Origin of the sequence: Kitasatospora sp. NPDC002965, assembly GCF_040611255.1 — a bacterium.
In the GTDB taxonomy this organism is placed as follows: Bacteria; Actinomycetota; Actinomycetes; order Streptomycetales; family Streptomycetaceae; genus Kitasatospora.
In genome coordinates, this window is sequence record NZ_JBEXNT010000088.1 from 1 (window position 1) to 24,508 (window position 24,508).

27 protein-coding genes and 1 pseudogene are annotated in these 24,508 nt (G+C 74.0%); 14 read left to right on the forward strand and 14 right to left on the reverse strand.

Translation table 11 applies throughout. The features are described 5' to 3' along the window. The 6 genes and pseudogenes from ABZY91_RS28165 to ABZY91_RS28190 form a co-directional block, all read left to right on the forward strand. A pseudogene (locus tag ABZY91_RS28165) lies at positions 1-2,884 on the forward strand (hypothetical protein); the annotation flags it as partial. A 142-nt stretch (positions 2,885-3,026) separates the two neighbouring features. After that, on the forward strand, positions 3,027-3,452 hold the full coding sequence (locus ABZY91_RS28170; RefSeq protein ID WP_329877350.1) for a hypothetical protein: 426 nt from the start codon (positions 3,027-3,029) through the stop codon (positions 3,450-3,452). A 5-nt stretch (positions 3,453-3,457) separates the two neighbouring features. Beyond that, on the forward strand, positions 3,458-4,261 hold the full coding sequence (gene grpE / locus ABZY91_RS28175; protein ID WP_355405760.1) for a nucleotide exchange factor GrpE: 804 nt from the start codon (positions 3,458-3,460) through the stop codon (positions 4,259-4,261). 27 nt (positions 4,262-4,288) lie between these two features. Next, positions 4,289-6,853: an Hsp70 family protein gene (locus ABZY91_RS28180; protein ID WP_355405761.1), complete on the forward strand. Its 2,565-nt coding sequence runs from the start codon at positions 4,289-4,291 to the stop codon at positions 6,851-6,853. Beyond that, a complete protein-coding gene (locus tag ABZY91_RS28185; protein WP_355405762.1) occupies positions 6,850-7,263 on the forward strand; it encodes a hypothetical protein in 414 nt (137 codons plus the stop codon). Before ABZY91_RS28180 ends, ABZY91_RS28185 begins: the two co-directional genes overlap by 4 nt. Positions 7,264-7,532: 269 nt before the next feature. Further along, on the forward strand, positions 7,533-7,802 hold the full coding sequence (locus ABZY91_RS28190; RefSeq protein ID WP_329877358.1) for a hypothetical protein: 270 nt from the start codon (positions 7,533-7,535) through the stop codon (positions 7,800-7,802). Between the two features lie 142 nt (positions 7,803-7,944). Here ABZY91_RS28190 and ABZY91_RS28195 read toward each other — a convergent pair whose 3' ends face one another. Continuing rightward, positions 7,945-8,214, reverse strand: coding sequence for a hypothetical protein (locus tag ABZY91_RS28195; RefSeq protein WP_329877360.1), 270 nt, complete (start codon positions 8,212-8,214; stop codon positions 7,945-7,947). A 130-nt stretch (positions 8,215-8,344) separates the two neighbouring features. After that, positions 8,345-9,598, reverse strand: coding sequence for an MFS transporter (locus tag ABZY91_RS28200; protein ID WP_355405763.1), 1,254 nt, complete (start codon positions 9,596-9,598; stop codon positions 8,345-8,347). Between the two features lie 116 nt (positions 9,599-9,714). Between ABZY91_RS28200 and ABZY91_RS28205 the strand changes: the two genes are divergently transcribed. Together ABZY91_RS28205 and ABZY91_RS28210 are read left to right on the forward strand one after the other, a co-directional pair. Then, positions 9,715-10,791, forward strand: a complete 1,077-nt coding sequence (locus tag ABZY91_RS28205) for a helix-turn-helix domain-containing protein (protein ID WP_355405764.1) — start codon at positions 9,715-9,717, stop codon at positions 10,789-10,791. 60 nt (positions 10,792-10,851) lie between these two features. Further along, a complete protein-coding gene (locus tag ABZY91_RS28210; protein WP_355405765.1) occupies positions 10,852-11,067 on the forward strand; it encodes a hypothetical protein in 216 nt (71 codons plus the stop codon). Positions 11,068-11,229: 162 nt separating this feature from the next. On the opposite strand, the gene ABZY91_RS28215 is transcribed toward ABZY91_RS28210, so the two are convergent. From ABZY91_RS28215 to ABZY91_RS28250, 8 genes are all read right to left on the reverse strand, one after another. Beyond that, positions 11,230-12,414 carry an alpha/beta hydrolase gene (locus ABZY91_RS28215; RefSeq protein WP_355405766.1) on the reverse strand — a complete coding sequence of 395 codons (1,185 nt, stop codon included), beginning with the start codon at positions 12,412-12,414 and terminating at the stop codon, positions 11,230-11,232. Between the two features lie 143 nt (positions 12,415-12,557). Then, the gene (locus ABZY91_RS28220) at positions 12,558-13,550 is read right to left on the reverse strand and encodes a threonine/serine dehydratase (protein WP_355405767.1); all 993 of its coding nucleotides are present in this window, start codon (positions 13,548-13,550) and stop codon (positions 12,558-12,560) included. A gap of 146 nt (positions 13,551-13,696) precedes the next feature. Next, positions 13,697-14,062, reverse strand: a complete 366-nt coding sequence (locus tag ABZY91_RS28225; RefSeq protein ID WP_355405768.1) for a hypothetical protein — start codon at positions 14,060-14,062, stop codon at positions 13,697-13,699. A 254-nt stretch (positions 14,063-14,316) separates the two neighbouring features. Continuing rightward, positions 14,317-14,964, reverse strand: coding sequence for a hypothetical protein (locus tag ABZY91_RS28230; RefSeq protein ID WP_355405769.1), 648 nt, complete (start codon positions 14,962-14,964; stop codon positions 14,317-14,319). Further along, on the reverse strand, positions 14,961-15,326 hold the full coding sequence (locus ABZY91_RS28235) for a PadR family transcriptional regulator (protein WP_329877377.1): 366 nt from the start codon (positions 15,324-15,326) through the stop codon (positions 14,961-14,963). The genes ABZY91_RS28230 and ABZY91_RS28235 overlap by 4 nt, the downstream gene beginning before the upstream one ends. Positions 15,327-15,521: 195 nt before the next feature. Next, the gene (locus ABZY91_RS28240; protein ID WP_355405770.1) at positions 15,522-15,977 is read right to left on the reverse strand and encodes an SSI family serine proteinase inhibitor; all 456 of its coding nucleotides are present in this window, start codon (positions 15,975-15,977) and stop codon (positions 15,522-15,524) included. Positions 15,978-16,186: 209 nt separating this feature from the next. After that, positions 16,187-17,233 carry a cytochrome P450 gene (locus ABZY91_RS28245; protein ID WP_355405771.1) on the reverse strand — a complete coding sequence of 349 codons (1,047 nt, stop codon included), beginning with the start codon at positions 17,231-17,233 and terminating at the stop codon, positions 16,187-16,189. 96 nt (positions 17,234-17,329) lie between these two features. Beyond that, positions 17,330-17,446: a tryptorubin family RiPP precursor gene (locus ABZY91_RS28250; protein ID WP_355405772.1), complete on the reverse strand. Its 117-nt coding sequence runs from the start codon at positions 17,444-17,446 to the stop codon at positions 17,330-17,332. 552 nt (positions 17,447-17,998) lie between these two features. On the opposite strand from ABZY91_RS28250, the gene ABZY91_RS28255 reads away from it, so the two are divergent. Together ABZY91_RS28255 and ABZY91_RS28260 are read left to right on the forward strand one after the other, a co-directional pair. Beyond that, entirely contained in the window at positions 17,999-18,385 is a 387-nt protein-coding gene (locus ABZY91_RS28255; protein WP_355405773.1) for a VOC family protein, read from the forward strand. A 136-nt stretch (positions 18,386-18,521) separates the two neighbouring features. Beyond that, positions 18,522-18,851 carry a hypothetical protein gene (locus tag ABZY91_RS28260; RefSeq protein ID WP_355405774.1) on the forward strand — a complete coding sequence of 110 codons (330 nt, stop codon included), beginning with the start codon at positions 18,522-18,524 and terminating at the stop codon, positions 18,849-18,851. A 93-nt stretch (positions 18,852-18,944) separates the two neighbouring features. Here the strand turns inward: ABZY91_RS28260 and ABZY91_RS28265 are convergent, their stop codons facing one another. Both ABZY91_RS28265 and ABZY91_RS28270 read right to left on the reverse strand, forming a co-directional pair. Beyond that, a complete protein-coding gene (locus ABZY91_RS28265) occupies positions 18,945-19,178 on the reverse strand; it encodes a DUF397 domain-containing protein (RefSeq protein ID WP_329947978.1) in 234 nt (77 codons plus the stop codon). Further along, positions 19,175-20,035: a helix-turn-helix transcriptional regulator gene (locus tag ABZY91_RS28270; RefSeq protein ID WP_355405775.1), complete on the reverse strand. Its 861-nt coding sequence runs from the start codon at positions 20,033-20,035 to the stop codon at positions 19,175-19,177. The genes ABZY91_RS28265 and ABZY91_RS28270 overlap by 4 nt, the downstream gene beginning before the upstream one ends. A gap of 297 nt (positions 20,036-20,332) precedes the next feature. Between ABZY91_RS28270 and ABZY91_RS28275 the strand changes: the two genes are divergently transcribed. From ABZY91_RS28275 to ABZY91_RS28285, 3 genes are all read left to right on the forward strand, one after another. Then, positions 20,333-20,521: a hypothetical protein gene (locus tag ABZY91_RS28275; protein ID WP_355405776.1), complete on the forward strand. Its 189-nt coding sequence runs from the start codon at positions 20,333-20,335 to the stop codon at positions 20,519-20,521. Between the two features lie 10 nt (positions 20,522-20,531). Next, entirely contained in the window at positions 20,532-21,254 is a 723-nt protein-coding gene (locus ABZY91_RS28280; RefSeq protein WP_355405777.1) for a hypothetical protein, read from the forward strand. Positions 21,255-21,326: 72 nt separating this feature from the next. Then, positions 21,327-22,136 (forward strand): alpha/beta hydrolase, encoded by an 810-nt coding sequence (locus ABZY91_RS28285; RefSeq protein ID WP_329877394.1) that lies wholly within the window; start codon positions 21,327-21,329, stop codon positions 22,134-22,136. A 72-nt stretch (positions 22,137-22,208) separates the two neighbouring features. On the opposite strand, the gene ABZY91_RS28290 is transcribed toward ABZY91_RS28285, so the two are convergent. Then, a complete protein-coding gene (locus ABZY91_RS28290; RefSeq protein WP_355405778.1) occupies positions 22,209-22,691 on the reverse strand; it encodes a helix-turn-helix domain-containing protein in 483 nt (160 codons plus the stop codon). A gap of 106 nt (positions 22,692-22,797) precedes the next feature. Here ABZY91_RS28290 and ABZY91_RS28295 point away from each other — a divergent pair, with 106 nt between their 5' ends. Continuing rightward, the gene (locus tag ABZY91_RS28295) at positions 22,798-23,466 is read left to right on the forward strand and encodes an NAD(P)-binding domain-containing protein (protein WP_355405779.1); all 669 of its coding nucleotides are present in this window, start codon (positions 22,798-22,800) and stop codon (positions 23,464-23,466) included. Between the two features lie 221 nt (positions 23,467-23,687). Here ABZY91_RS28295 and ABZY91_RS28300 read toward each other — a convergent pair whose 3' ends face one another. Further along, the gene (locus ABZY91_RS28300; protein ID WP_355405780.1) at positions 23,688-24,191 is read right to left on the reverse strand and encodes a carbonic anhydrase; all 504 of its coding nucleotides are present in this window, start codon (positions 24,189-24,191) and stop codon (positions 23,688-23,690) included. Between the last annotated feature and the right edge of the window lie 317 nt (positions 24,192-24,508).

Consider the following 24,508-nt stretch of genomic DNA (forward strand, 5'->3'; position numbering starts at 1 on the left):
CTCCGGTCCGTCGGGACGGCCGGCCGAAGCGCCGCTGGTCCTCGGACGGGTCCTGCCGCAGGCGGCCCCGACCGGTGCGCCGGCCCCGGTCGGGGCGGCGGGCGCCGGGTCCGCGACGCCGGCGCCCGCGTTCACCCCCGCGCCCGGTGTCGCCCTGCTGCGGCGGAACCGGCTGCGGGCCGCGCTGGCCCTGGCCGAGGGTTCGGCCGAGCGGACGGGCGGCCTGCTGGAGGCCGCCGCCGCACCGCGCGACCGCTACCACCTGGCCGCCGTCGCCCTGCTGACGGGCCGCCCGGTCCAGACGATCGCCCTGCTCGCGCCGCTCGAACCCGACCCGGCCGGCGACCCGGGCGTCGCCCGGCTCCGGGCGCTGCTCGCCGAACGGGCCGGCAACTGGTCCGGTGCGCTGGAGTGGCACCGGCACTTCCTCTCGGCGCCGGCCGCCCCCGGCGCCCGGTCCGAGCCGGACACCCGGTCCGGCCCCGCCGTCCCCGCGGCCCGGTCCGCTGCCGTCTCCGGGACCGTACCCGGCCTCCGGTCCGCGTCCGCCACGGATCCCGACCCCGCGGGCCCGCCGTCCGGCACCTGCACCACCTGCGAAGCCCCCGCGACCGCGACCTGCGGCGGCTGCGGCCGGGAGGGCTGCGCCGCACACCTGCACCGGCCCGGCTCCGCCGCCTCGCCGCGGTGCGTCCACTGCGCGGCCCCCGCGCTGCGCGCGGTGCTGGACTGCGCCCGCCGGGCCGGACTCCCCGAACAGGCCGAGGACGTGCTCGCGGACTGGGCCGAGGCGCTCGGCGACAGCCCCGCCGCCGCACCCGTCCGGTTCGACCTCGCGTTGCTGCGCGCCGAACTCGGCCTGCTGGACGCCGCCCTGGCCCAGCTCCCGGACACGGCCGGCCGGGAGCGCGCGGCCGTGCTGGTCCGCCGGGCGGCGGCCGCGCTGGAGGCGGGGGAGGCGGGCCGGGCCGCCGCGGACCTGCGCCGGGCGCTGGAGCCGGTACCGGACCACCCGCAGGCCGCCGCCGCCCTCGGCCTGCTGGCCGAGCACGAGGCCCGGCAGCACGCGGTGGACGGCCGGCACCGGGAGGCCTGGGAGGGCTACCGGGCGCTGCTGCTCAAGGATCCCGCCCACCCCCGGCTGCTCCACGCGCTGGGCCTGGCCGGCTACCGGCTCGCCGCGCCCGGCGCCGTGTCCGCGTCGGTGTTCGCGTCCGGGGCCGGGTCCACCGCCGAGGGGGCGGGGAGCTCGGCCCCCGGCGGCGCCGCCCCGCTCGCCGACGAGCAGCTCTGGGCCTGGACCGTCGGCTGCCTGACCGCGGCCCTGCACCTGCCCGACCTCTGGGCGGAGGCCGCCCGGGTCACCGGCCGCCCGGCCGAGGAGCAGCGCGTCGCCGCCGCCCGGACCGCACTCCTCGACCGGCTCCGTACGGACCTGCGCGAGCTGGACGTGACCCGCGGCCGAAGCGGCGACGAGCTGGACGCCTGGACCGTGCGCCTCGGTATGGAGACGCACTGCGCCGCCGCCTTCGCGGGGGAGGACGCGCGGATCACCCTGCCGGACCGCCCGCTCCGGCGCCTCGTGATCGGCCCCCTGCTCCACCGGGAACTCTGCGACGAGCCCGGGATCCCCTTGTGGGAGCGGCAGTTCAACCGCGCGGTGCGGGCCTGGCGGGGTGAGGAGAACCACCCGCTCGGCCAGTCGCTCGGCCTGTTCGACGAGCTCGGCCCGCAGCGCTACCTGCTGCTCCAGGGACGCCAGTCCGCCGCCGTCAGCGCCCTGGACGCGATAGCCGGCGGCGATCGCGGCGAAGCCTGGCGCGACCTGCTGACCGAGGCACTGGTCGGCCAGGCCCGGGAGCACCACCGGCACCAGGAGTGGCGCGAGGCGCTGGACTGCCTGGCCCGGGTCCGGACCGTCCCGGGCGTCGAACTCCCCTCGGACGTCGCCGACATCGCCGCCGAGTCCGGCGTGCGCGCGGCCCGCGCCCTGCTCAAGGCCAGCGACGACGACCAGGAAGGGGCGGCGAAGCTGCTGGAACAGGCGCTGGAGCTGGCTCCGGACCACCCCGAGGTGCGCGGCGACCTCGGCGCGACCTACGCCCAGTGGGCCCGCAAGATCAACAACGAGAACAAGGACTACTTCCGCGCCCTGGCACTGCTCCGCAAGGGCATGGCCCTCGCCCCCGAGGACCCGACGGCCCGGCACTTCCTGGAGGCCGTGCTCGGCAACCGGGCCGGCGCCCTGACCGAGGCCGACGCCCCGGAGGCCGACCTGCTGGAGGCGGCCGAGCTCTGGAAGGAGCTGCACGCGCTCAACCCGGACGCCGACCACCTGCTCGGCTACGTCTTCGTGATGCGCCACCTGGCCCGTCACGCCGCGATGGCCGACAGGGCCGCCCTCGCCGTCAGCCGGATGACCGCGGCCCTGGAGGCGGATCCGGAGTGGACGGGTGAGACCGGGCACGAGTCGCGCCGCAGGGTCTCGGTGATGCTGGCCAACCACATGCTCGACGACATGACCGGCCGCCCGTTCTCCGAGCGCGCCGCGATCCTCCGCAAGGCGCGGTCGTTCGACGACTCCGTCGACATCCGCCAGCTGATGGTCGGGGTCTGGCGCAGCGAGGCGGCCGACCTGTTCGAGGCCACGCGCTACCTGGAGTCCACCAGACTGCTGGAGCAGGCGCTGGAGTTCTCCCCCTCGCAGGAGGAGACGGCGAAGCTCCACCGGGAGCTCGGCGTCGTGTACGGCAGCTACGCCGTCGCCCGGGCCAACCTGCGGGAGTTCCGGCAGGCCCGGGAGCTGGTCAAGACGGCCGTCCAGTACTGCCCCGACGACCGGGAGCTGAAGAAGCTCCAGAAGAAGATCAGCTCGCTCTACTGAGGCCACCACCCCCGCCGTCCGGTGGCCGGGGCCGCCCGGTCACCCGGGGCCCCGGCCGCCGGGGCGACCGGTCGGCGCGGCCCGGCCGTCAGACGCGGCCCGGCCGTCCGCCCGGAGGAGAGAAGGAGAGACGACCCTCGCCATGCCACTGCACGAACCGTCACCGTACGAGGTCCTGGGCGTCCCGCTCTCGGCCGGCGTGCGCGAGATCAACCTCGCCGTAGGGCCCGCCATGCGGGCCGGCCGCTTCAGCCGTCAGCAGATCCAGGAGGCCGCGGCGCAGCTCCGCAACCCGGACCGGCGGCTGGAACTCGACCTCCAACAACCGCTGCCGCCCGAGCCGGTGGACCAGGCGGCCGGCCTGCTGGCACCCGCGCTGAACGAACCCCTGCTGGTGATCGACCGGCCGCCGCTGCCGCCCGTCTCCTCGCTGCTCGTGCTGCACGGGGCCGAGCTGGCCGCGGACTTCGCCGAGCCCGCCCCGGCCGGGGTCGACCCCGAGCCCGCCGTCCCCGCCCGCTTCGCCGCCGACCTGTCGGTGCTGCCGCAGATCGAGATCCCGGAGTGAACCACGTGACGACGCCCGAGCCGCGCAAGCCGCTGGAGGTCCCGCAGCGGGCCCTGGAGGTCGACCTGCCCCAGGCCTTCGGCCAACTGCTCTTCCGGGCCTCGATGCTGCAGCGCCGCCGGGCCGAGGAGGCCCAGGCGGCCAAGGCCGCCCAGCGGGAGCTGATCGCAGCCCTGGTCGAGGTGGACGACGCGCTGGCGTCGCTGGGGCTGGACCGTGAACTGGTGCTCCTGGGCCGGGGCGGCGGCATCGAGGCCACCCGCCGCCGGCTGCTGGGCAAGCTCGCCAAGGCCGGGGTGCGGCCGATGCGGCTGGACGGGCTCGCGGCGGACCCGGCGCTGACCGAGATCGTGGGCAGCGAGCCGAGGCGCGGTGTGGAGCCGGAGACGGTGGTGGAGACCGTCGTCACCGGCTTCTTCTGGGGGGACGAGGTGCTGCGCCGGGCCCAGGTCGTGGTGGCCGCGCACGTGCCCGCGCCGGCGGAGCACGTGCCGTGGGAGCCGGGGCCGGGCTCCGGGCAGGGGCCCGCGGCCGGTACCGGGGCCGGTACCGGCGTCGATGCGGACGACGACACCGTGTACGTGCCGCAGCCTGCCGCCGGGACCGCCGGTGCCGACCCGCTCGCCGACCCGCGCGTCGCCGGACCCGCCGGACCCGCCGCCGCAACCGGCGCCGCCGCGGTCGAACCGCCGGCCGCCGAACGGACGTCTCCCGAACCGCCGGCCGCCCCCGAGCAGGCGAGGCGGACCAGGACCGGGAGCACCAGAGGCGGTCCGGCGGCCAACCGGCGCAAGCGGAAGAAGCGTTAGGAACACGAGGGGCAAGAGGGGAACGACATGTACCGCACACTCGGTATCGACTTGGGCACCACCAACTCCGTGGTGGCCCACCTGCGCCGCGGCGAGCCGGAGATCGTCTTCAACCGGCAGAACCAGGAGGCCACACCCTCCGTCGTCGGCCGCGGCCGCAAGGGGGAACTGCTGGTCGGTTCCACCGCCCGCAGCCGCCTCGCCCTCGACGGCGAGAACGTGATCCGTTCGGTCAAGCGCTTCATGGGGCGGAAGTTCAAGGACCCCCAGGTCCAGGCCGCCCTCGGCGAGCTGGACTACCGGGTCACCGCGGGCGCCGACGGCGACGTCAACGTCTGGTTCGACGGCCGTTCCTACACCCCGATCGAGATCTCCGCGATCATCCTGCACCGGCTCAAGGAGGACGCCGAGCAGCGGTTCGGCGAGCCCTTCCACCGGGCCGTCATCACCGTCCCCGCCTACTTCGGCGAGCGCCAGGTCGCGGCCACCCAGGAGGCGGGCCGGATGGCCGGCCTGCACGTGCTGCGGGTCATCAACGAACCCACGGCCGCCGCCCTCGCCTACGGGATCACGGCCGAGGCCGGGGTCGACGGCCGGACCGTCCTCGTCTACGACCTCGGCGGCGGCACCTTCGACATCTCGATCCTGCTGCTGGTGCCCGGCTCGGTGTCGGTCCTCGGCATCGAGGGCGACAACCTGCTCGGCGGCGACGACTTCGACCGCGCCATAACCACCGCGCTGCTGGAGGACATCAGGGCCGAGTACGGCTCCGACTACCAGCCCGACCTGCGGGACCGGCCCAAGATCGCGTCCACGGCGGAGACCGTCAAGATCGAACTGTCCCACCAGGAAGCCTCGGAGGTCATCCTGCCGGGCCTCGGCGCCGGTCAGCTGGTGCTGGAGACGGAGTTCGAACGGGCCCGCTTCGAGGAGCTGATCGAAGCCCAGATCGAGCGCACCATCGAACTGACCCACAAGGCCATCATGCAGGCCAACCTCACCGTCGGGGACATCGACGAGGTGCTGCTGGTCGGCGGCTCCACCTCGATCCCGCTGGTGGCGCGCCGGCTGGGCGAGGTGTTCGGGCCCCGACGGGTCCGCCGCGGCGTCAACCCGATGCAGTGCGTGGCGCTCGGCGCGGCCGTACAGTCCGCGCTGGTCGGCGAGGTGGAGTGCCCGGAGTGCCGGGCCCCCGCGGACCTGGCCGCCTCGGCCTGCTCCAACTGCGCGACCTCGCTGCTGGGCGGCGACCGGGTCTCCTGCCCCGGCTGCCACGTCCCGGTGGACACCGCGGCCTCCGAGTGCCCCAAGTGCGGTCAGGCAATGGCGGGTTCGGCCGGCGGTGCGGCCCCGCAGCCGTCCCGGGCCGCCACCGTCGTCCGGAGCGACAACTGCCCCCGCTGCGGCACCCCGGCGGCCCCCGGCGTCACCTCCTGCGAACTCTGCGGGGAGGCGCTGAACTCCGCCGCCCCGGGGAACACCCGGGTGGGCCCGTCCGTCGCCGAGGACATGGGCCTGCGCTGCGCCTCCTGCGGCATCGTCAACCCGCCAGGCGTCGAGGTGTGTACGGGCTGCGGCGAGCTGATGCAGGTCACCAACCCCTTCGACATCACCCCGAAGAACCTCGGCATCGAGCTCAACGACGGCCGTCTCGCCGTCATCATCCCCAAGAACACCAGCTACCCGACGAGTTCGCCGGTCAGCCGGCAGTTCGTGGTCTCCGGCAGCGGGCGCCAGCGGCTGGAGGTCGCCGTCTACGAGGGCGAGCACGAGACCGCCCAGCGGAACGAGCTGATCGGGCACCTGACCCTGCGCCTGCCGGCCGGACTCGGTGGCCGTACCCCGATCGACGTCTCCTTCGGCCTCGACCGGGACCGCACCATCACCCTCTCGGTACGCATCCAGGGCGGCGGCGAGAAGACGGTCAAGCTGGAACGCGTCACCCTCGACCCGGAGTTGAAGGTCCAGGTGGAGGAGCAGCAGCGGCAGATCGAGAGCTTCACCGACCGCTGGGGCACCGAGCTCACCGAGGCCGAGATGCGCGACGCGCAGCGGCTGATGGACACCCTCGACGACCTGGCCGCCGGCCAGAGCCGTGGCCAGTCGGTGGACGAGGCCCTGGAGCGGGCCCAGCGCCAGCTCAAGGCCCAGCGCTGGGTGCGCGGTTCGGAGGCGTACCTGAGCCTGTTCCTGCACTACTGCGAGAAGCACCTCGATCCGAGCGACCTGGACCGGCTCCGTTCGGTGGCCGCGGAGCTGCGGTTGCGCCGTGAGGCGGCCGACTGGGAGGGCGCGATGGCCGCCGCCGCCCGCGCGGACGAGCTGTGCGACTCGCTCGGGCACACCTTCCGGATGCTCACCATGTGCAACGTCTACGTCAACCAGAACCTGGTCTCGCCGGCCCTGGCCCAGCGGATCATGGCGGAGCTGCGCGGCCTGGACTCGGCGGTCGAGTCGGCCAACATGGAGGCGGCGAACCGGCACACCTCGGCCCTGCTGCAGCTGTACGCGGAGGCGCAGCGCGAGATGGGCAGCGAGCCGACGGCCGAGTCGCTCGGCCCGGTCCGCCCGGAGGAGGCGGGGCCGCGATGAGCGAGGCATCCGTGGACGGGGAGCGTGCGGGCGGGGAGCGCGCGGGCGAGGAGCGTGCGGGCGGGGAGCCGGTGGGTGACGCGTGGCCGGGTGAGGGCCCGCCCGGCGACGGGCCGGCGGACACGGTCGCGCCGATCGAGGTGCCCTGCCCGCAGTGCGCCGTCCCCGCCGATCCGGAGACCCTGCGCTGCCCCTCCTGCCGGGAGGACCTGGCGGCCCTGGTGAGGCTGCGCTACGCCGGGCGGATCGACTACAACGAGGCGCTGGAGCTGGCCCGGTCCGGCGACGGCCCCTCCGCGCTGGTGCTGCTGCGGCGGGCGCTGGCGGTGGAGCCGGACCTGCACCCGGCCCGCGAGTTGTTCACGGCCGTCTCGGCCCGGCTCGCGGCGGCCCGCCGTCCGGCGGACTGACGCTCCGGCAGCCCGCTTCCGAGTCCGTCCGGCCCGTGGCCCACCCCCTCGCGGAGGGGGTGGGCCACGGGCATTTCGGCCGCCGTCCCGGTCCTGTTGCGGGTTCGCGGGAATTCGGGAATCAATTCCGAGTGGCGCCGGGGCGTTGTTTTCCGTGTTTCGTGAATTCCCTTTCGGGGCGGCCGCAAGTGTGGTTAACCTGCTTGCAGGTCGAGTTTCTCGCAACGAATTCGGCGTTGCGCATGACAGAAACCGTTCGAGGGGGTTCCGTGACCGCGAATATCTCCGTCCCGTCGTCGATCATCAAGCGACTGCTCAACACCGGCGTGGGCGAGGCCGTGTCCGCCTACTGCGACAACAAGGCCTGCCGGCAGGTGACCGACCAGGTCAGGATCAGCAACGCCAGGGCCTTCGGGGCCAAGCCCGGCACCTTCAGCGAGGTCGTCAACCGGATCGGCGCCGACTGGAATCCCATTTTCAACCTCATCGCCGGCCAGCCGACGATCTGCCGGAAGTGCGGTTCGGTGAACTGGGACTGACCCGTGAAAAGAAGCCGCGGCGGTCCGCCCCTCCGGGACCGGAGGAGGGGCGGACCGCCGCGGCGTTCGGCGGGGCGCGGCCGCGTCACCGAGGTGGTGTCACCGGGGTTCGCGCCACCGGGGCCGGGCCGCCGGGGTGGTGCTACCGCGCACGGGCCGCGGAGGCCGCCTTGCGCTGGTGGATCAGCAGGCCGACGAAGCCGGCCATGAACCCGCTGATCAGGCCGGACACGGCGTGGTTGACGGCGTTCGCCGTCTCGTCGTCCGGGGTGCCGACGATCAGGTAGTTGGCGGCCGCGCTCATCACCGCTCCGATCACGCCGCCGATGACACCGCTGACCAGGGAGGTCCGCACGACACCCGGTGTTCCGGCGTCGCGAATGTCGGTGTTGGTGGTGCTGGGCGCGGTCATGTCGGCCTCCTGGCACGGTCGCTGGGTACGGGCCCGTGGTGTCGGGCGCATGTGGGCCACAGTCTGTCAGGAACCTCCGTGAGCGGAACCCCCTGTTCCACCCGGTGAGAACGGAGGTGCCCGGCCGTGATCAGGCCGGCCGGGCCGGCGTGGCGTCGGCCGGAGCGGTCGCGCCGGCGGCGGTTCCGGTCCCGGCGGCCCGCCCGGCCGCGGTCCGGTCCCGGCGCGGCGGCAGCAGGTGACGGGCCAGGGCGAGGGCCGCGAGTACCGCGACGAGCGTGCACACGCCCGGCCAGCCCGCCCGGTCGTGCGCACGCAGCCCGAGCCAGGACCCGGCGCTGCCGCCCAGGTAGGCGCAGCTCATGTAGGCGGTGTTGAGCCTGCCCCGGGCGTCGGGATCGAGCGCGTACACCCGGGTCTTGTTGGCCACCATGCCCGACTGCATCGCCACGTCCAGCACCAGCGTGCCGACCACCAGGGCCGTCATGCCCGCCGCGCCGCCCCACCCGCCCGCGGCGAGCACCCCGGCGGAGGCGAGGGTCCCGACCAGGCAGACCAGGTTCACCGGGTCCGGCCCCCGACGGTCCGCCAGACGCCCGGCGAGCGGGGTGCAGACCATGGTCGCCGCACCGACCAGGGCGAGCAGGCCCACCGCCTGGGCGCCGAGCCCGTACGCCGGGCCGGTGAGCAGCAGCGGCAGGCACGTCCAGGCGGCCGAGAACCCCGCGAAGACCGTGGCCTGGTAGAAGCACGAGCGGCGCAGCTCCGGTTCGGTGCGCAGCAGGCGCAGCGGTTCGGCCAGCAGCGCGGGGTACGGCCGGTGCGAGGCCGGTGGGGCGGCTCCGGCCGGCAGGACGCGGGCCAGGACGGCGGCGAGGAGCAGGACCACGGTGCCGGCCGCCAAGTACGGGGCGCGCCAGCCCAGCCACTCGCCGAGCGTCCCGCCGAAGGTGCGGGCCAGCAGCATGCCGCCGATCGACCCGCTCATCAGGGTGCCGACGACCGACCCGCGCCGGTCGGCGGGCACCAGTCCGGCCGCCATCGGCGAGATGATCTGCGCGGCCACCGTGGTGACGCCGATGACGCCGCTCAGGGCGACGAGTGCGGGGAGGACCGGGGCGCAGCCGGCGGCGAGCAGGGCGATGCCGGTGAGGCCGAGCAGGGTGACGAGGAGCGACCGGTTCGGGAGCCGGTCGCCGAGCGGGACCAGCAGGAAGATCCCGGCCGTGTAGCCGATCTGGGTGGCGGTCACCACGAGGGCGGCGGCGTCGGTCGGCTCGCCCAGGCCGTCGGCGACCAACGGGGTGATCGCCTGCGGGAAGTAGAGGGTGCCCACGCCGACGGCGCAGGTCAGCGACAGGAGCAGGAGAAGCCGGCGGCTCACCTCAAACCACCGCCCCGAGCGGGGCGTTGAGGCGCTGCGTCCGGGTTGCCAGGTGTGTCATACCCGAAGTGCACGGCATCCCCGGGCCGCCGCCAACCGATGTAGCGTGGGGCTTAATGATCAGCTTCGGATTGGGCGTCGAGGATCTCGCGGACACCCGTTTCGCGCTCTCGCCCCTGCACGAGACCGTGCTCAGCCTCCGGGTCCTGCGCGAGCCGGGGCTCTCCGCGCTGCACCTGCCGTGGCGGCGGGCCGTCCTCGGCCGCCTCGGCGCGCTCGACACCCGTCTGCTGCTCTCCCTGGTCGCCGTGCGGCGCACCGTGCCGGACTTCCTGACGCCGCGCCCGGTGGTCTTCGCCCCGGCCTTCGAGGACGAGCTGGCCGCCGTCCGCCGGACCGCCCCCGAGGTGGTCCGCCGCGACCTGCTGGCCACCCACGCCCCGGACCCGCTGCCCGCGGCCCTGCTCGCGGCCGCCGGTGACGCCGCCGACGAGCCGGTCGTCCGCCTCCGCGACGACATCTGCGAACTCCTCGGCCGGTACTGGGAGATCGCCGTCCGGCCGGTGTGGCCGCAGATGCGGCTGGTGCTGGAGGCCGACATGACCTACCGCGCGCGCAGGCTCGCCCTCGGCGGGGCCAGGCTGCTCTTCGCCGACATGCACCCGAACCTGCGGTGGCACGAAGGGGTCCTGCACATCGCCGACATGATCAGCCACCACCACGTCGCCGCGTCCGGCCGTGGTCTGCTCCTCGTGCCGTCCGTCTTCGCCCACAAGCCGGCGCCCCCGGTCGGTCCGGACGAGGCGCCGACGCTCGCCTACCCGAGCCGGGGCGTGGCGACGCTCTGGCTCCGGCCGCCGGCCCCGGACTCCGCCGCGCTGGTGGCGCTCCTCGGCGCGCCCAAGGCCCGGCTGCTCGGCCTCCTGGACGAGCCCCTGCCCACCGTCGAGATCGCGCGCCGCCTCCGGGTCACCCCGAGCGCCGTCTCCCAGCACCTTCGCGTCCTGCACGCCACTGGCCTGCTGACCCGTGCCCGCGACGGCCGCCAGGTGCTCTACCGCCGCAGCGTGCTGGGCGACGGGTTGACCGGCGCGGCAGGCGAGGCGGATGTGGTGGATGAGGCGCGGACGGGTGCGGCGGGTGCGGCGGGGGTGGCCGAGTCGTGGAACGGGAAGACGGGGCCGGAAGCGTGAGGCGTTCTTGCCGCGGTCTGGCAGGATCACGGCATCGTGCGAGTACGAAGGTGGGAAGACATGATCGGTCTGGTGCTGCTGGGGGTTCTGGTGGTGGTCGTCGGCGGGTGCGCGTGCGTGGTGTGGGCGGAGCGCGGCGGGCCTCGCTGGGCGCGCCGGGTGGCCGCCGTGACGCTCGGCGCCGGCGAGTTGGTGCGCCGGTCCGGGCGGAACCGGCGGCGGGGCGGGAGGGGGATCACGGCCGACCGGGGCGGTGACGGGGGCGACGGGGAGTGACCCGGCCGCCGGGCCGGGCGCAGGCGTCGGGCCCGGAGCGGCCCCTCGCCCCGCGCGAGGCTCACGGCGAGGCTACGGCCCGCTCCAGCAGGCCCCGGAGGGGCGCCCTGTTCCTGCGGCCGGGGGGTGCCCGCCGCAGGCAGGCACCCCCCGGCCCGTGCCTCAGGGGCGGTGGAACACGACCTCCGGGTCGGCCGCGGTCGGGCCGTCCAGCCGGGGCGACGCGAGGCCGCGCAGGTGCAGGTCGAAGAACGCGCCGACGTAGCCCCGGGTGATCTGGTGCGAGCGGGTGCCCGAGAGCGGGGTCTCCGGGTGCGGGTAGCCGGCCGAGTCGCCGAGCACCGGCCAGTCGGTGAAGGCGGGATGGCCCGCCCCGGTGACGGTCAGCCAGCGCTTCCAGCCGTCCAGCCGGGGCCAGGTGTCCTCCCAGGACGTGTCGGGGAAGTCCGGCGGCAGCAGGGCGGGGTCACCGGCGAGCATCAGGAAGGGGCGACCGCCGAGGCCCGCCTCGGGGACCGGGGTGAAGAACGTCCCGTCCATGTTCACGCCCGCGTCCACCCGCGGGTCCGTGGCCATGGTGGCCGAGGCCGCCGCGCCGCCGATGGAGTGACCGGCCATGCCGATGTGCCGGGCGTCGATCAGCCGGGAGTACCGCCACGCCGGGTGCGGGCCGGTCAGCCGGTCCAGGACGAAGGAGGCGTCGCGGGCCCGGCCGTCGGACACCCGGTGCAGCGAGCCGTCGGGGAACACCTGCTCGCACGCCTTGCAGGTGAGTACCCGTCCGCCCGGGAAGACGGTGCCGTCCGACTCGTACGCGTGGTCGACCGCGGCCACCACGTAGCCGCGGCTCGCGAGGTCCTCGGCCAGGCTGGTCAGCGCGGCGCGGGGCATGGTGAAACCGGGGGAGAGCACGACCAGCGGGTAGCGGTGGGCGGAGATCCGGGGCACCGCGTCGGTGCGGGCGTGGGTGCGGGTCGCGGCCACGCGCTCGGGGGTGGTGTACTCGCCGAGCTGTCCCCGGTCGGTGAGCAGGGCCCTGGCCTCGGCGACGGCCATGTAGGGGGCGGGGGATCCGGTGCGGGCGACCGCCGGGTAGTAGAGCGACAGCATCAGCTCCCGGTCCTCGGTGGGCACCCAGGGGTCCTTGCGGCTCCGGTCGACCAGGTGGAGGGTGTCCCGTCCGACGGCGAGGTCGCCGGTGGGGCGCGGGAGTTCGAGCCGGGCCGGGCTTCCGGCCGGGCTCTCCGACGGGCCGGTGGCGGCGGTGGCCGGGGCCGCGACGACACGGGGGGCGGCCAGGATCAGGCCGACGGTGACGGCCGCTAACGTGCGGATGATCTTCTTCATGGATCGCATCCTAGAGAACATAGGCAAGGCTTACCTAAATTTTCCGGAAGGCGACACGGGGGAGGGGTGCGCACCCGCCCCGTCCGGGCGCACACCCCTCGGCCCTGCGTGCCGATCCGACGTGAACTGCCGGACGGGCGTGGCTACTTGACCGGACCGTCGGTCCCGTCCCGCTCGTCGTCGGTGAGGGTGCGGAGGTCGGTGTTGGCGCCGCAGAGGATGACGCAGACCTTCTCGCCGTCCTCGGGCCGGTAGGCGGCGGTGCCGGTGCCGGCGGCCGGGTCGGAGGCGGCGGGCAGGGCCGCGAGCGCGGTGGCGGCGGCGTGCTCGACCGCGAGGCGGTGGTCGTCCCACAGGGCCCGGCGGGCCCGGACGATCCCGCGGTCCGGCACGAGCACCGGGCGGACGTCGCCCCGGCGGGCGGCCCGCACGGCCAGGGAGGTGGCGCGGCGGGCGCCGAGCGAGTCGGAGGCGACCGAGTCGACGGTGACGTCCACCGGCCCGCCGGCCGCGATCGCGGCGTCCAGCGCGCGGCAGTTCTCCGGCTCGACCGCCACGGTGCGGACGCCGTGCTGCCGGGCGGCGGTCGCCACCCCGGCGAACAGCCCGCCGCCGCCGACCGCGACCACCACCGTGTCCAGGTCCGGGATCCGCTGCTTGATCTCCTCCATCAGCGTGCCCGCCCCGGCAGCGATCAGCGGGTGGTCGTAGGCGTGGCTGGCGAGCGCACCCGAGGCGGCGGCGAACTCCTCGCAGGCCGCCAGCGCCTCGGCGTACTCCGTACCGACGAGCCGGACGTCGGCCTCGTACGAGCGGAGCCGGGTGACCTTCACGCGCGGCGCGTTGGCGGGCAGGAAGACGGTGGCCCGCACGCCCTGGCGGAGGGCGGACCAGGCGCAGGCCAGGCCGGCGTTGCCGCCGGAGGCGATGGTGACCCCCGCGTCGGGGAGGGTGCCGGCCTCGCGGTGGGCCCGGAGGAAGTTCTGCGCGCCCCGCGCCTTGAACGAGCCGGTGTGCTGGAGGTGCTCCAGCGCCAGCCACACCCCGTCCGGCCCCGGGGCTATCGCGACCGGGCGCACGTGCCCCGCGATCCGGTCGGCGGCGGACTTGATGTCGTCGTACGAAAGGTCGTGCACGTCGCTGCTCCTGTGGGGAAACGGTCGGCCGGTGGCGGGGGGATCGGGTCCAGCCTCGCAGCCGCCGCGGCGTCGGGGAAATCCTTTGCCGGTGCCGGTGCCGGTGCCGGTGTCCTGTCCCGCCGGGCCCTGTCGTCCCCCGGGGGCTACCGCGCGGCGGTGGCCGTGTCCGCGAGGCGCTGGAGGCGGAGGGTGGCCGCGCCCCAGATCCACGCGGCGGAGAGCGGGACCGTCAGGACCGTGAGGCCGACCGCCCCGCGGATGCGCCCGTCGATGACGCGGGCGCAGCGCTCGCGGGAGTAGGTGCGCGGGGAGTCGTCGACGAGCGCCGGCGACCCGCAGCCGGTCGAGCTGCTACTGCCCGCCGCGACCGGAAGGAAGGCGAGGCCGATCGCCCAGATCCACCCGACGACCGCCAGTACCCCGAGGAGGTTCACGCCCCAGCGGTGGCGGCGGTGGGCGTTTCGCCACGCCCGCTCGTCGTGGTCCTGGAGAAGCTCCGCTACCGCCATGGCCTCCCCTGTCCCCGGTGTGGTGGAAGGGAAGAGCATTCCACAGGCCGTGATCGCGGCGGCAGTCGGGCGGGCCCTGAAGGGCCGCGCCCCCGGGCGGTTCGGCCGGTGGCCCGGCCGGTGTCGTGCCGGACGACCTCACCGAGCTCCGCCGCGCCGATGACCACGTCGCCCGGGTCGACCCGCTGCACCGGTTCGCCCGCGGGGGCCGCGTCGGCGGACGGGCGTGGCAGCGGTGGTGGGGCGGCCGGGGGTCAGACGGTCACGGCACTGCCGCGGCTGCCGCCGCCGCTTCGGCGGGTGTCGGCGCGGAGGAGGGCGGCGGAGCGGGCCAGCCGGATCACGGCGATGCCGGGCAGGCAGGCGCCGGCCAGGCAGGCGGCGAGGACGGCGAGCGGGCCCAGGCCGATCGGAGACATCGAGAGGGCGCCTGCGACCAGGGGCGTGACGAGGACCGGTGAGAGCAGCAGCAGGGTCGCCTGCCTCTTCTCCCGGCGGTCCCACTGGGGGGACCGCCAGATCCTGACCAGGGCGGTGACGGCGGCGGCCGTCGCGAGGACGGGCCCGACGGCCGGGACGACCAGCAGCGGCAGCGAGAGGAGGACGAGGCCCAGCGTGAGGTGGGTGCGGCCGGCGCTCTCCGGCTCGGGCCGCCCCTGACCCTCCTCGGCGAGGGCGGCGCCGGCCACCTCCTGCGGGCGGCCCAGCCGGTCGAGGACCTGCCGCACCGCACCGTCGTCGACGGGGCCGCGGCCGTGGCCGTGCTCGGCGAGCGCGACCTCGACGTGCTCGCGCAGGTCGGCCAGGAGTTCGCGGCGGCGCTCGGCGGGCAACGCGGTGGTGCGGCGGGTGATCTCGTCGAGGTAGGCCAGGACCAGCGGGTGCTCCATCGGGGTGTTCATGACTGCTCTCCCGGGGTGAGGACGTGGTCGACGGCCGTGCGGAAGTCGGGCCACAGGGTGGCGAACTCCTCCAGCGCGCTCCGGCCGGCGGGGGTGAGGGTGTAGTAGCGGCGCGACGGGCCGGTGGCCGAGTCGCGGAGGAAGGTGTCGGCCAGGCCGGTGCGGCGCAGCCGGGACAGCAGGGGGTAGATCGTGCCCTGGCTGGTCGCCAGCATCGGGAACCGGCCGAGCTCCTGGAGCAGCTCGACGCCGTAGCGCGGGCCGTCCCGGAGCAGGGCCAGCACGCAGTACTCCAGCACTCCCTTGCGCAGCTGGGTGGCCACCGACCCGTCGGCTGCGCCGGCCCCGTCAGGGTCTGTCATACCAGGTACCATGCACAGCAAGATAGCAGGCGAAACAAGGAACAGCAGGTGGGTGACGCGGTCCCGGGGGATGGAGGGGCCCGGCGGAGGGGCCGGGGCGGGTTCGGTCCGGGGCCGGGGGAGACGTGCGACGGCCCCGGACCCGCCCGTGGCGGGCGTGGTCCGGGGCCGTCGGGGGAGGGTCCGCCCGCCGGGTCAGAAGGCGAAGACGGCGCCGGTGGTGTGGGCCAGGGTGCAACGGTTGCCGTAGGTGCGCCGGAAGGAGAGCGGCCGGCCCCGGTACGTGCCGGAGGCGGTGACGGTGTACGGGTCGTACTCGGCGGTGCAGATGCGGGGGGCGACGTCGAGGCGGTCGAGATCGCCGTCGACCGCGTCGACGAGGCGGCACGCCGTGACCGGGTCCGGGTGGGTGGTGGCGCTGCCGGGCGGGCACTCCAGGGTGGCGAGGCGCGGGGTGCCGGCGACGGGGGTCGCGCCGTGGGTGACGGTCAGGCGGAGGCTGGTGACGGCTTCGACATCGGCTGCGGCGGTGGCTCCGGTGTCGGCTTCGGCGGCGGTCGCGGTCGTCGTCGCGGTCACGGCGGCAGCGGTGAGGCCTACGGACAGCAGGACGGCCGCGACGGCGGCGGAGGCGGAGGCTCGGGTCTTCACACCCCGGGAAACGAGCGTGTGCGGACGTTGGTAACCCCTGGCCCGGCGTGCGTGGTCCGCGATCCGGCGCGCAGTCCCGTGCGCAGCCCCGGGGTGCGCCCTCGGCGTGGGGCCCGTGGCAGGACCGGCCGCAGGGGCGGGAGTTCAGGGTCGGCCGGGTGGACCCCGGCGCAGGACCGGGGGCCGGATCGGATCAGGTCCGGACCGGGTCAGCGGCGGACCATCCGGACGCCGGAGACCTCCAGCAGGCCGTCCAGTTCGACCTTCCCGACGGTCTGGTCGGGGCTCACCACGAGCCCGTCGCGACGGACGATGTCGAGGAGGCGTTCCGCCAGCGGCAGCACCATGTGCCGCCCCCAGCAGCGCTCGTTGGCGTGCCCGAACGGGAGGTACCCGGGGTGGCTCTCGGGGTCGAGCTCGGCCCACCGCTGCGGGCGGAACTCGTCGGGGGCGTCCCAGAGTCGGGGGTCGCGGTGACTCAGCAGCGGGAGCATCAGGATGTCGTCCCGCACCCCGATCCGGTCGTCCAGGGCGTGGAACTCGGGGGAGGCCACCCGGAGAATGTTCCAGGAGGGGGGCAGCAGCCGCAGCGTCTCCCACAGGATGTCCCGGTTCGGTACGTCGTCGTCGAACGGGGAACCCAGCCAGACCGCGTTCGTGACGAGTGCCGCCACGGTGAAACAGATCGGAGCGGCGACCCGCCGGTACAAATACATGGCGTAGCGCCGGTCGGCGTACGAATCGGCCTCCATCACCCGGGCCGCCAGATGGGAGAGCGGGATTTCCGTCCCGGGCCTTCCGAGCATGGCGGTGCCCGCCGCGACGGCCATCCAGGTCAGTTTGGGCGTGAGTTCCAGCTTTCGGTCCACGAGGATTCTGAAACGCAGGCTCTCCCGACCGAAGACGAGGTCCCGGAGGTGGACGTGGGGGGCGTGCGGCCACCTCCCCGTGAGGTCGTCCGTCTCGTCCAGGGGCTTCTTCAGCGCGGCCCGGACGTCGGACGACACGGCCTGCATGAGGGCCGACGCGTCCGTCCGGCCGATCTGCCTCCCCAGGACGGGCTTGAAGGTGGGCCGCTCCTCGGGGTTGGCCGGCCTGGCGCGGAGCAGGCCGTCCAACAGGTCGGCGCCGGCGACCCCGACGGTGTCGCGCTCCAGGCGGAAGAGGTCCGCCCCGCGGTGCGTGCGGAGGAGTTCTTCGATCCGCGGTGCGAAGACGGTGACCCGGGCGTTTCTTCCCGTGCTGGACAGGGACATCGGTTGCACTCCAGGGGTGAGCGGCCGGCTCGTGAACGGATCGTGCCCGGCGGGTTCGAGTCCGCCGGGCACGAATCAGGAAGGGGAGCCGGACGGTCAGATCCAGCGGTACCAGGCGTAGGCCTTCAGGCTCTTCTCCGGCATGGCCTTCCTCACGAAATGCACGAGCTTCATGGAAAATCCCTTCGACAGCCGGCGAACCGGGCGATTCATGGAACGGCGCTCGACGGGTCGCGGTGGAAAGCCCTGCGGATCCCGTGGAATCCGAGGTCCGCTTCCCGTCGCCCAGAAGTGAATCTTCGTCGGGATTTAGCGTCAAGTGGTCGGTTCCATCTGCCGATTACCGCGAGGCTGCATGTTTGAAGTCCGCCGGGATCTGGTTGGTGGTGGAAAAGGGGGAGATGGTCCGATTCGGGCGGATTCTGCCGATGGGGGTGGTTGTTGCGACGTGAGGTGCACGCGACAGCGCTGGTCGGAGACGCTGCGCCCGCGGCCCGCGGAAACGTGAACGGGGCATTGCGGCAGCATGTCGCCGACCCGGCGCCAGGATGGCCCGCTGCCCGACCGAACGTTAGGTATGCCCCTTTGGGCAGTACGCGATCAAGTGGCGCGGGCCGGTGCGGCGGGGAGATCGCGTCGTCGGCCGGGGCGGCCCGTGTCGTTGGCCGGGCGGGGCCGGGACACCCGGTTTCATGGTCGGAACGCCGAAGCCTCCCTGGGTGCGCCGTGACACGGTGGCTCAGGCCCGATGTCCCGGAGAACCCCATGAGGATCCACCTGACCAGCGTCTTCGTCGACGACCAGGACAAGGCCCTGCGCTTCTACACGGACGCGCTGGGCTTCGTGAAGAAGACCGAGGTCCCCGTGGGTGCGGACCGCTGGCTGACCGTCGTCTCGCCGGAGGACCCGGACGGGACCGAACTGCTGCTGGAGCCCGACGGCCACCCCGCCGTGAAGCCGTACAAGACCGCGCTGGTGAGGGACGGCATCCCGGCCGCCTCGTTCGCGGTCGAGGACGTGCCCGCGGAGTTCGAGCGCCTGCGCGCGCTCGGGGTGCGGTTCACCCAGGAGCCGCAGGAGATGGGGCCGGTCACCGTCGCGGTCCTCGACGACACCTGCGGCAACCTGATCCAGATCACCCAGCACGCGTAGGGACTCGGCCGGCACGGGAGGTCGGCGGGTCCGACTTCCCGTGCGCACGGGAGCGCGTGGCGCGTTCCGGGGGTTCCCGCCGGGTGCGCGTCGGTCCGGACTATGCTGCGGACGGACGTGTACGGAGGGGGAGTTGATGCGGTCCGAGGGCGGGGAGGATCCGGGGCTTCTGCCCGATCCGGAGGGGCTCGACGAGGAGGGGGCCTGGTCGGAGTCCGCGGAGGACGTGCCCCGTCCGGCCTCCGGGCGGGTGGGGCCGCTGTCGTGCCTGGCGTTCGTGGTGGCCGTCGTCGCGATGGTGGCGGGAGGCGTCGTCTGGGCGCTCCAGGACCAGTTGTTTCACCCGTTCGGGGACACCCGGGCGTGCAAGGGCAGTGACACCATGCTGCCGCCGGTCATCTCGGCCGGGGGAACGGCGCTCCCCGCCGCCCCGGCCCGCGTCGTCGCCTCCTTCGGCGTCGGTTGAGTCGGCGCGGGTTGGGTCGCGGCAGGTTGGGTCGGGGCAGGGGCCGGTGCCGCCGGAGGCCCTGCCGGGGTGGGCAGGGCCTCCGGCCGTCGGTCAGGCGGTGAAGTCGGGGGAGCCGCTCGTGATGGCCTTGGCGAAGGCGGCCCACTCGGCCTGGTCGAAGGCGAGGTGGGGGCGGTCGGGGTTCTTGTCGTCGCCGAGCCAGACATCGCCGTTGGGGAAACGGGCGATGATCACGCAGGAGCCGTTGTCGTCGCCGGAGAACGGGGACTTTGTCCAAACGGCGTCGGCGGGGTTGTGGTCGTACGGGTCGTGCTTCTCGCTCACGTGATCTCTTCCAGCCTGCGCTCAAGTGCGGCGATGGTCTCCTCCGGTGACAGCGCACACGCCTTGACGCGGGCAAAGGCCCGTTCGGCACGGCGTACGTCGCGTCCCGTTCTACGCGGGAGCGTACCGCCGACGGCTTCGATGAATACGAAGCCGTTTTCGAGGTCGTCGGGGAATCTCATGAGTACGAGTCCCGAAGTCAGGATCCCCTGGCGTCCGGCGCTCAGAGGGACCATCCGGATCGTGACGTTCGGACGCTGCGCAACCTCGACGGTGTGGCGGATCTGCGCGATGAGCGTGTCTCGGTCGCCTGCGACCAGGAGCGTGACCTCCCCGAAGTAGGTCTCCAGATCGAGCGGATTCTCGTCGGCCAGGCGGCGTTGCCGCATCATTCGCACTTCGGCCGCGGTCTCGATCTGCTCGTCATTGGGTGCGCTGAGGCCGGCGGCGATCATCTCCCGCGCGTAGCTTTCAGTCTGGACAAGCCCTGGAAAGGCGGACGGGAAGTACTCCAGCATGTGCGAGGCGTCGGCTTCGAGTGCCAGGTACTCGGCGAAGGCTGCCGTGATGGAGTTCGCGAAGTCGAGGTTGCGCCACCACTGTTTGGGCGGGCCGCTGCCGAGGAGGTTCTCGTAGTACTCGCGGTCCGCTCCACCGACTCCGTAGTAGTCAAGGAGTGTGGCGAGGTCCTGGGGACCGACAGGCTGGTCGGCTCGCTCCATCTTGCTGAGCCTGGCGGCGCTCCAGCCCTTCAGTCCGCGCGTCACCTCCAGGAGCTTCTTGTTCTGATCCAGTCGTAGGGCTCGCAGTTCGTCGCCGAGTCTGATCTGCCGGATCGCGGAGAGGTCGGTGGTCAAGTGGGTCCCTCCCTTCGGATGTTGATGAACAGTCTTGCTCTGTTCCGCGGCGGCACTCAAGCGCCCTCAAGATCCACCTATTTTCTTCGGCTTTCTGTTGTGTTTTCTAATCAAGGAGACCCGCACTCAACGTGACTGTAGGAGAATGCTTCTGACCGAGCGTCCGGCGATCGAAGGTCCGTCGGCTCGCCGTCGACTTCGGTGTCGTGATCAGGCGGGGGGTCGGCAAGCGGGTGCGGGTGCGGGTCCTGCTCGACGAGGGAGTCAATCCTCTTCCCGAGATCAGGAGTTGACCCCATGTCCAGAAGCGGCGACCGGCCTGCCCCGGTCGAGGTCGCCGCCGCGGGGCTCGGGTCCCTCGCCCTCTCCCTCGTCGATCCGCCCTCCGCCGGCCTCATCCGGTGGATGACGTTCGCCACTGCCGTGAACCGGGAGACCCGTTGGTCCGACGACTTCCTCGACACCCGCCGCCACGACAGGGAGTGACACCCGCCCCATGCACCCCGCTGCCATCGCTTTCCAGGACCCCGGCCGCCTCCACGCGCGCTGCGAGATCGCCGGCGTCCGGCGCCTCACCTTCCAGCCCGGGTACGAGAGCTCCGTCGTCCTCCCCGACGGCGCCTGGGAACCGCTTCCGGCCGGCTACCCCGAGCGGTTCGCGCCCGGCCTCCTCACCCGGGACGGCGGGCTGGTCGAACTCTTCCGACTCCCCGACTCGGTCGTCGACATCCGCACCCTCGCCACCCTGGTGTACGGGCTGGGCGACCCCTTCCCCGTCACCCTCGGTGAGACCTGCGACGCCCCCGGCCTGCCCGTCACCCACGTCAGCCCCGACTCCGGCCTCCGTCCCGGCCTCCACGTCGACAACCACCAGAGCCTCGCGTACGCCGACCGCGAGACCGCCCGTCGACGCCTCTGCGTCAACCTCGGCCCCGGCAGCCGGTACGTCCTCCTCGCCGACACCGACATCAAGTCCGTCTGCCGCACCGTCCACGACCGCTACGAGAGCCACCGCCCCGCCACCTCCGACCTGGGCCTCTACGTCACCCTCCGCCGCCCCCTGCGGGTCCTGCGCCTGCGCATCGACCCGGGTGAGGGCTGGTTCGCGCCCACCGCCGTCCTCCCGTACGACGAGTCGACCGAGGGCCAGACGCAGCACTCCGTGACCGCGTCCTGGCTCGGTCACTGGGAACGAGGGGTCTTCGGTCCGCTGATCTGACCGGTTCGACCGGGTGTGTCACGCTGGGGGGTGGGGCGGGGCTGGAGCACGACCGAGGTCGGGAGGCTCGCGATGGCCGAGATCAGGGTGAACGGGGTGTCGCTGTACTACGAGACCCGGGGAGCCGGGCCCGGCCTGGTCCTGGTCCACGGGTCGTGGACCGACGCCGACAGCTGGGCGCGCGTCCTGCCCGGTCTCGCCGAGCAGACGACCGTCGTCGCCTACGACCGGCGCGGGCACAGCCGCAGCGAGGACCTCCTCACCCAGGGCTCCGTCTACGAGGACGCCGCCGACCTGGCCGGCCTGATCCGGGGCCTCGGGCTCGCGCCCGCGTACGTCTGCGGCGACTCCTACGGTTCGCTCGTCGCCCTCCGCCTGGCCGCCGCCCGGCCGGACCTGTTGCGCGGCGTGGCCGTACACGAACCGCCCGCCACCGGGGTGCTGCTCGCCGACCCCGAGCTTCGTCCGATCGGGGTGGCCTTCGCGGAGCGGATCAGCGCCGTCCGGGAGCTGCTGGAGCAGGCGGAGTCGGCCGCGGCGGCCGAGCTGTACGTGGACACCATCGCCCTCGGCCCGGGGGCGTGGGAGCAGCTGCCCGCGCCGGTCCGGCACACGTACATCCGCAACGCGCCCACGTACCTGGACGAGCTTCGCGACCCCGACGCGCTCGACCTCGACCTCACGGCGCTGAACCGCTTCACCGAACCCGTGCTGCTCACCCAGAGCGACGACAGCCAGCCGATGTACGGCGAGGTGCTGGACCTGATCGATCTCTCGCTGCCCAAGCCGGAACGCCACCTCTACCACGGCGCCGGTCACGCTCCGCATCTGTCGCAACCCGAGGAATGGGTGCGGGTCATGCTGCCGCGCGTCTTGGGGTGAGGCGCACGGTGGGGGCGTGCGGGGCGGGGTTCACGCCCCAGGGGCGTCGTTGGCAGGTCGTGGGGCGTCGGCTCACGCGGGCGGGGAGCGCCGGGCGGCGCGGTCGGCATCCTCGGTCGCGAAGCGTTCCTGCGCCGCGAGGACGGCGTCGCCGTGGACGGCGGACCAGGCGCCCAGCGCCCGGATCGGCTCGATCAGGGCCGCACCGGCCGCCGTCAGGGTGTAGTCGACCCGGGGCGGGCTCTCGGCGTAGCGCCGGCGCTCGACCAGCCCGTTGTACTCCAGCCGCCGCAACGCGTCGTTCAGCACCTTCGGGCTGATCCCGCCGATCCGGGCGAGCATCGCGCGCGGGCGCATCGGACCCTGCTCGCCGAGGACGTAGACCACCACGCTGTCCCAGCGGTTGGCGATCACCTCGAAGGCGATCCGGGCCCGGCAGTCGGCCGCGAACACGTCTCCACCGAGGTCGTCCGGTCCGTCAGGCCCGGCCGCCCCGGCCACTCCGACGGTCCCGACCGGTCCGTGCGGGCTGCGCAGGTTCTCGGCATCTCCCATACGCACATCCTGCCGGTCCATTGCCTACCGGATGGTGCGTATCGGCCCGCCTAGGGTCCGGGGTGCGGCAGTCGGCCGCCATCGGGACAGTGGTGGGGAGCACGGTATGCGGATCGGCATTCTCGGAACGGGCGCCATGGCGGCGGGCCTCGGCGGAGCCTGGGTGCGGGCCGGACACGAGGTCGTGGTGGGCGGGCGCAACCCCGGCGCGGCAGCGAGGACGGCCGCCCGAATCCGGGCCGTCGGCAGCGGCGGCCCGGCGGACGCGGCACGGTTCGGCGAGGCGGTGCTGGTCGCCCTGCCCGCCGAGGTCGCGGCCGGGGTGGTGGCGGGGCTTGCGGGGGACCTGGCCGGCCGGACCGTCCTCGACTGCACCGTGCCCATGGCCCCCGGCCCGGGCGGCCCGGTCCTGACCACGGCCGGCGGTGGCGACTCCATGGCGGTCCGGCTCGCGGCTGCGGCGCCCGGCGCCCGGGTGGCCAAGGTGTTCGGCATCTGCCACGAGAGCATCTGGACCATGCCGCGCCCGGCCTTCGAGGGCGTGTCGCTCACCGTGCCCTTCTGCGCGGACGCGCCGGCCGCGGCCGAACTGGTCACCGAGCTCGTCGCGTCGATGGGCTGTACGGCCGTCCGCTGCGGGGGACTGGAGCGGGCGGCACTGCTGGAGGCGGCGGCGGTGTTCGCGATCGGCGTGTGGTGGGACGGCGGCGAGGCCCGACACGCCTTCCCGGCACCGCCGTTGGCGCCCGGCGCGGTGGACGACGAGCAGGTCTGATCCGGGACGTCGGGGACGGGGCCGGCCCGTGCAGGGCTCACCGCTTCGGGGAGGTGAGCCCTGCACGGGCAGCTCGATCCGGCCCGTCTGCCCGGCCGGCCGCCGACACGGCACCGCCGACGGCACGGCACCGCCGACGGCACGGCACCGCCGACGGCACGGCACCGCCGACGGCACGGCACCGCCGGCTCCACGACCTGGGGCAGGGCCCGGAGCACGGTCTACAGCACGACCTCCGCGAGCTTGCCGGTGGCCACGTCGAAGACGAAGCCGCGCACCGCGTCCGTCTTCGGGACGAACGGGCTGCTCGTGATCCGCGCGATCGACTGCCGCACGTCGGTCTCCAGGTCGGCGAAGGCCTCCGCGGCCCACGGCGGCTTGACGCCCGTCTCCTCGCGGATCGACTCCCGGAAGGCGTCGTCCCCGAAGGTCAGCATGCCGCAGTCGGTGTGGTGGATGAGGATGATCTCCTCGGTGCCGAGGAGTCGTTGGCTGATGGCCAGCGAGCGGATCGCGTCGTCGGTCGCGACGCCTCCGGCGTTGCGGATCACGTGCGAGTCGCCCTCGTTCAGGCCGAGGACGCCGTAGACGTTCAGCCGGGCGTCCATGCAGGCGAGCACGGCGGTCCGGCGGGCCGGGGGCAGCGGCAGCGGGCCCTCGAAGCCGGAGGCGTAGGCGCTGTTGTTGTGGAGGTATTGCTCGGTGGCGGAGTTGAACGCGGTCATGGGTGTCCCTTGAGGGAAGGATGCGAACGGGGAAGGGGAGGGCACCACGGGGCGGAGGCGTACGGGCCTCGACGCCCGGACCGTGCGGCCGGAGGAGGCGGGCGCGGTCAGCGGCCGGCGGGACAGCCCGCGCCGGCGATGTAGCCGTAGTCCACATGACGACGGCGGACAAGCTCGGTCATACGGCGACGGTAGTGCGCCGCACGGGCGCGGCGCCACGGCAATGCCCAAACCCCACCCGAACGAGGGGAGTTCGCGGCCCGGCCGCGGATCGCCGACCGGCGTGGGCGCCGTGACCGCGTCGACGTTCGGTGACC

What these genes read in the sequence shown, in the direction of transcription:
- ABZY91_RS28245 (WP_355405771.1), bottom strand. Translation starts at nt 17,233, where the DNA reads ATGTCCCTGTCCAGCACGGGAAGAAACGCCCGGGTCACCGTCTTCGCA.
- ABZY91_RS28235 (WP_329877377.1), bottom strand. Translation starts at nt 15,326, where the DNA reads ATGACAGACCCTGACGGGGCCGGCGCAGCCGACGGGTCGGTGGCCACC.
- ABZY91_RS28300 (WP_355405780.1), bottom strand. Translation starts at nt 24,191, where the DNA reads ATGACCGCGTTCAACTCCGCCACCGAGCAATACCTCCACAACAACAGC.
- ABZY91_RS28230 (WP_355405769.1), bottom strand. Translation starts at nt 14,964, where the DNA reads ATGAACACCCCGATGGAGCACCCGCTGGTCCTGGCCTACCTCGACGAG.
- ABZY91_RS28225 (WP_355405768.1), bottom strand. Translation starts at nt 14,062, where the DNA reads ATGGCGGTAGCGGAGCTTCTCCAGGACCACGACGAGCGGGCGTGGCGA.
- ABZY91_RS28280 (WP_355405777.1), top strand. Translation starts at nt 20,532, where the DNA reads ATGCACCCCGCTGCCATCGCTTTCCAGGACCCCGGCCGCCTCCACGCG.
- ABZY91_RS28185 (WP_355405762.1), top strand. Translation starts at nt 6,850, where the DNA reads ATGAGCGAGGCATCCGTGGACGGGGAGCGTGCGGGCGGGGAGCGCGCG.
- ABZY91_RS28215 (WP_355405766.1), bottom strand. Translation starts at nt 12,414, where the DNA reads ATGAAGAAGATCATCCGCACGTTAGCGGCCGTCACCGTCGGCCTGATC.
- ABZY91_RS28170 (WP_329877350.1), top strand. Translation starts at nt 3,027, where the DNA reads ATGCCACTGCACGAACCGTCACCGTACGAGGTCCTGGGCGTCCCGCTC.
- ABZY91_RS28290 (WP_355405778.1), bottom strand. Translation starts at nt 22,691, where the DNA reads ATGGGAGATGCCGAGAACCTGCGCAGCCCGCACGGACCGGTCGGGACC.
- ABZY91_RS28255 (WP_355405773.1), top strand. Translation starts at nt 17,999, where the DNA reads ATGAGGATCCACCTGACCAGCGTCTTCGTCGACGACCAGGACAAGGCC.
- ABZY91_RS28275 (WP_355405776.1), top strand. Translation starts at nt 20,333, where the DNA reads ATGTCCAGAAGCGGCGACCGGCCTGCCCCGGTCGAGGTCGCCGCCGCG.
- ABZY91_RS28210 (WP_355405765.1), top strand. Translation starts at nt 10,852, where the DNA reads ATGATCGGTCTGGTGCTGCTGGGGGTTCTGGTGGTGGTCGTCGGCGGG.
- ABZY91_RS28205 (WP_355405764.1), top strand. Translation starts at nt 9,715, where the DNA reads ATGATCAGCTTCGGATTGGGCGTCGAGGATCTCGCGGACACCCGTTTC.
- ABZY91_RS28295 (WP_355405779.1), top strand. Translation starts at nt 22,798, where the DNA reads ATGCGGATCGGCATTCTCGGAACGGGCGCCATGGCGGCGGGCCTCGGC.
- ABZY91_RS28285 (WP_329877394.1), top strand. Translation starts at nt 21,327, where the DNA reads ATGGCCGAGATCAGGGTGAACGGGGTGTCGCTGTACTACGAGACCCGG.
- ABZY91_RS28195 (WP_329877360.1), bottom strand. Translation starts at nt 8,214, where the DNA reads ATGACCGCGCCCAGCACCACCAACACCGACATTCGCGACGCCGGAACA.
- ABZY91_RS28180 (WP_355405761.1), top strand. Translation starts at nt 4,289, where the DNA reads ATGTACCGCACACTCGGTATCGACTTGGGCACCACCAACTCCGTGGTG.
- ABZY91_RS28260 (WP_355405774.1), top strand. Translation starts at nt 18,522, where the DNA reads ATGCGGTCCGAGGGCGGGGAGGATCCGGGGCTTCTGCCCGATCCGGAG.
- ABZY91_RS28250 (WP_355405772.1), bottom strand. Translation starts at nt 17,446, where the DNA reads ATGAATCGCCCGGTTCGCCGGCTGTCGAAGGGATTTTCCATGAAGCTC.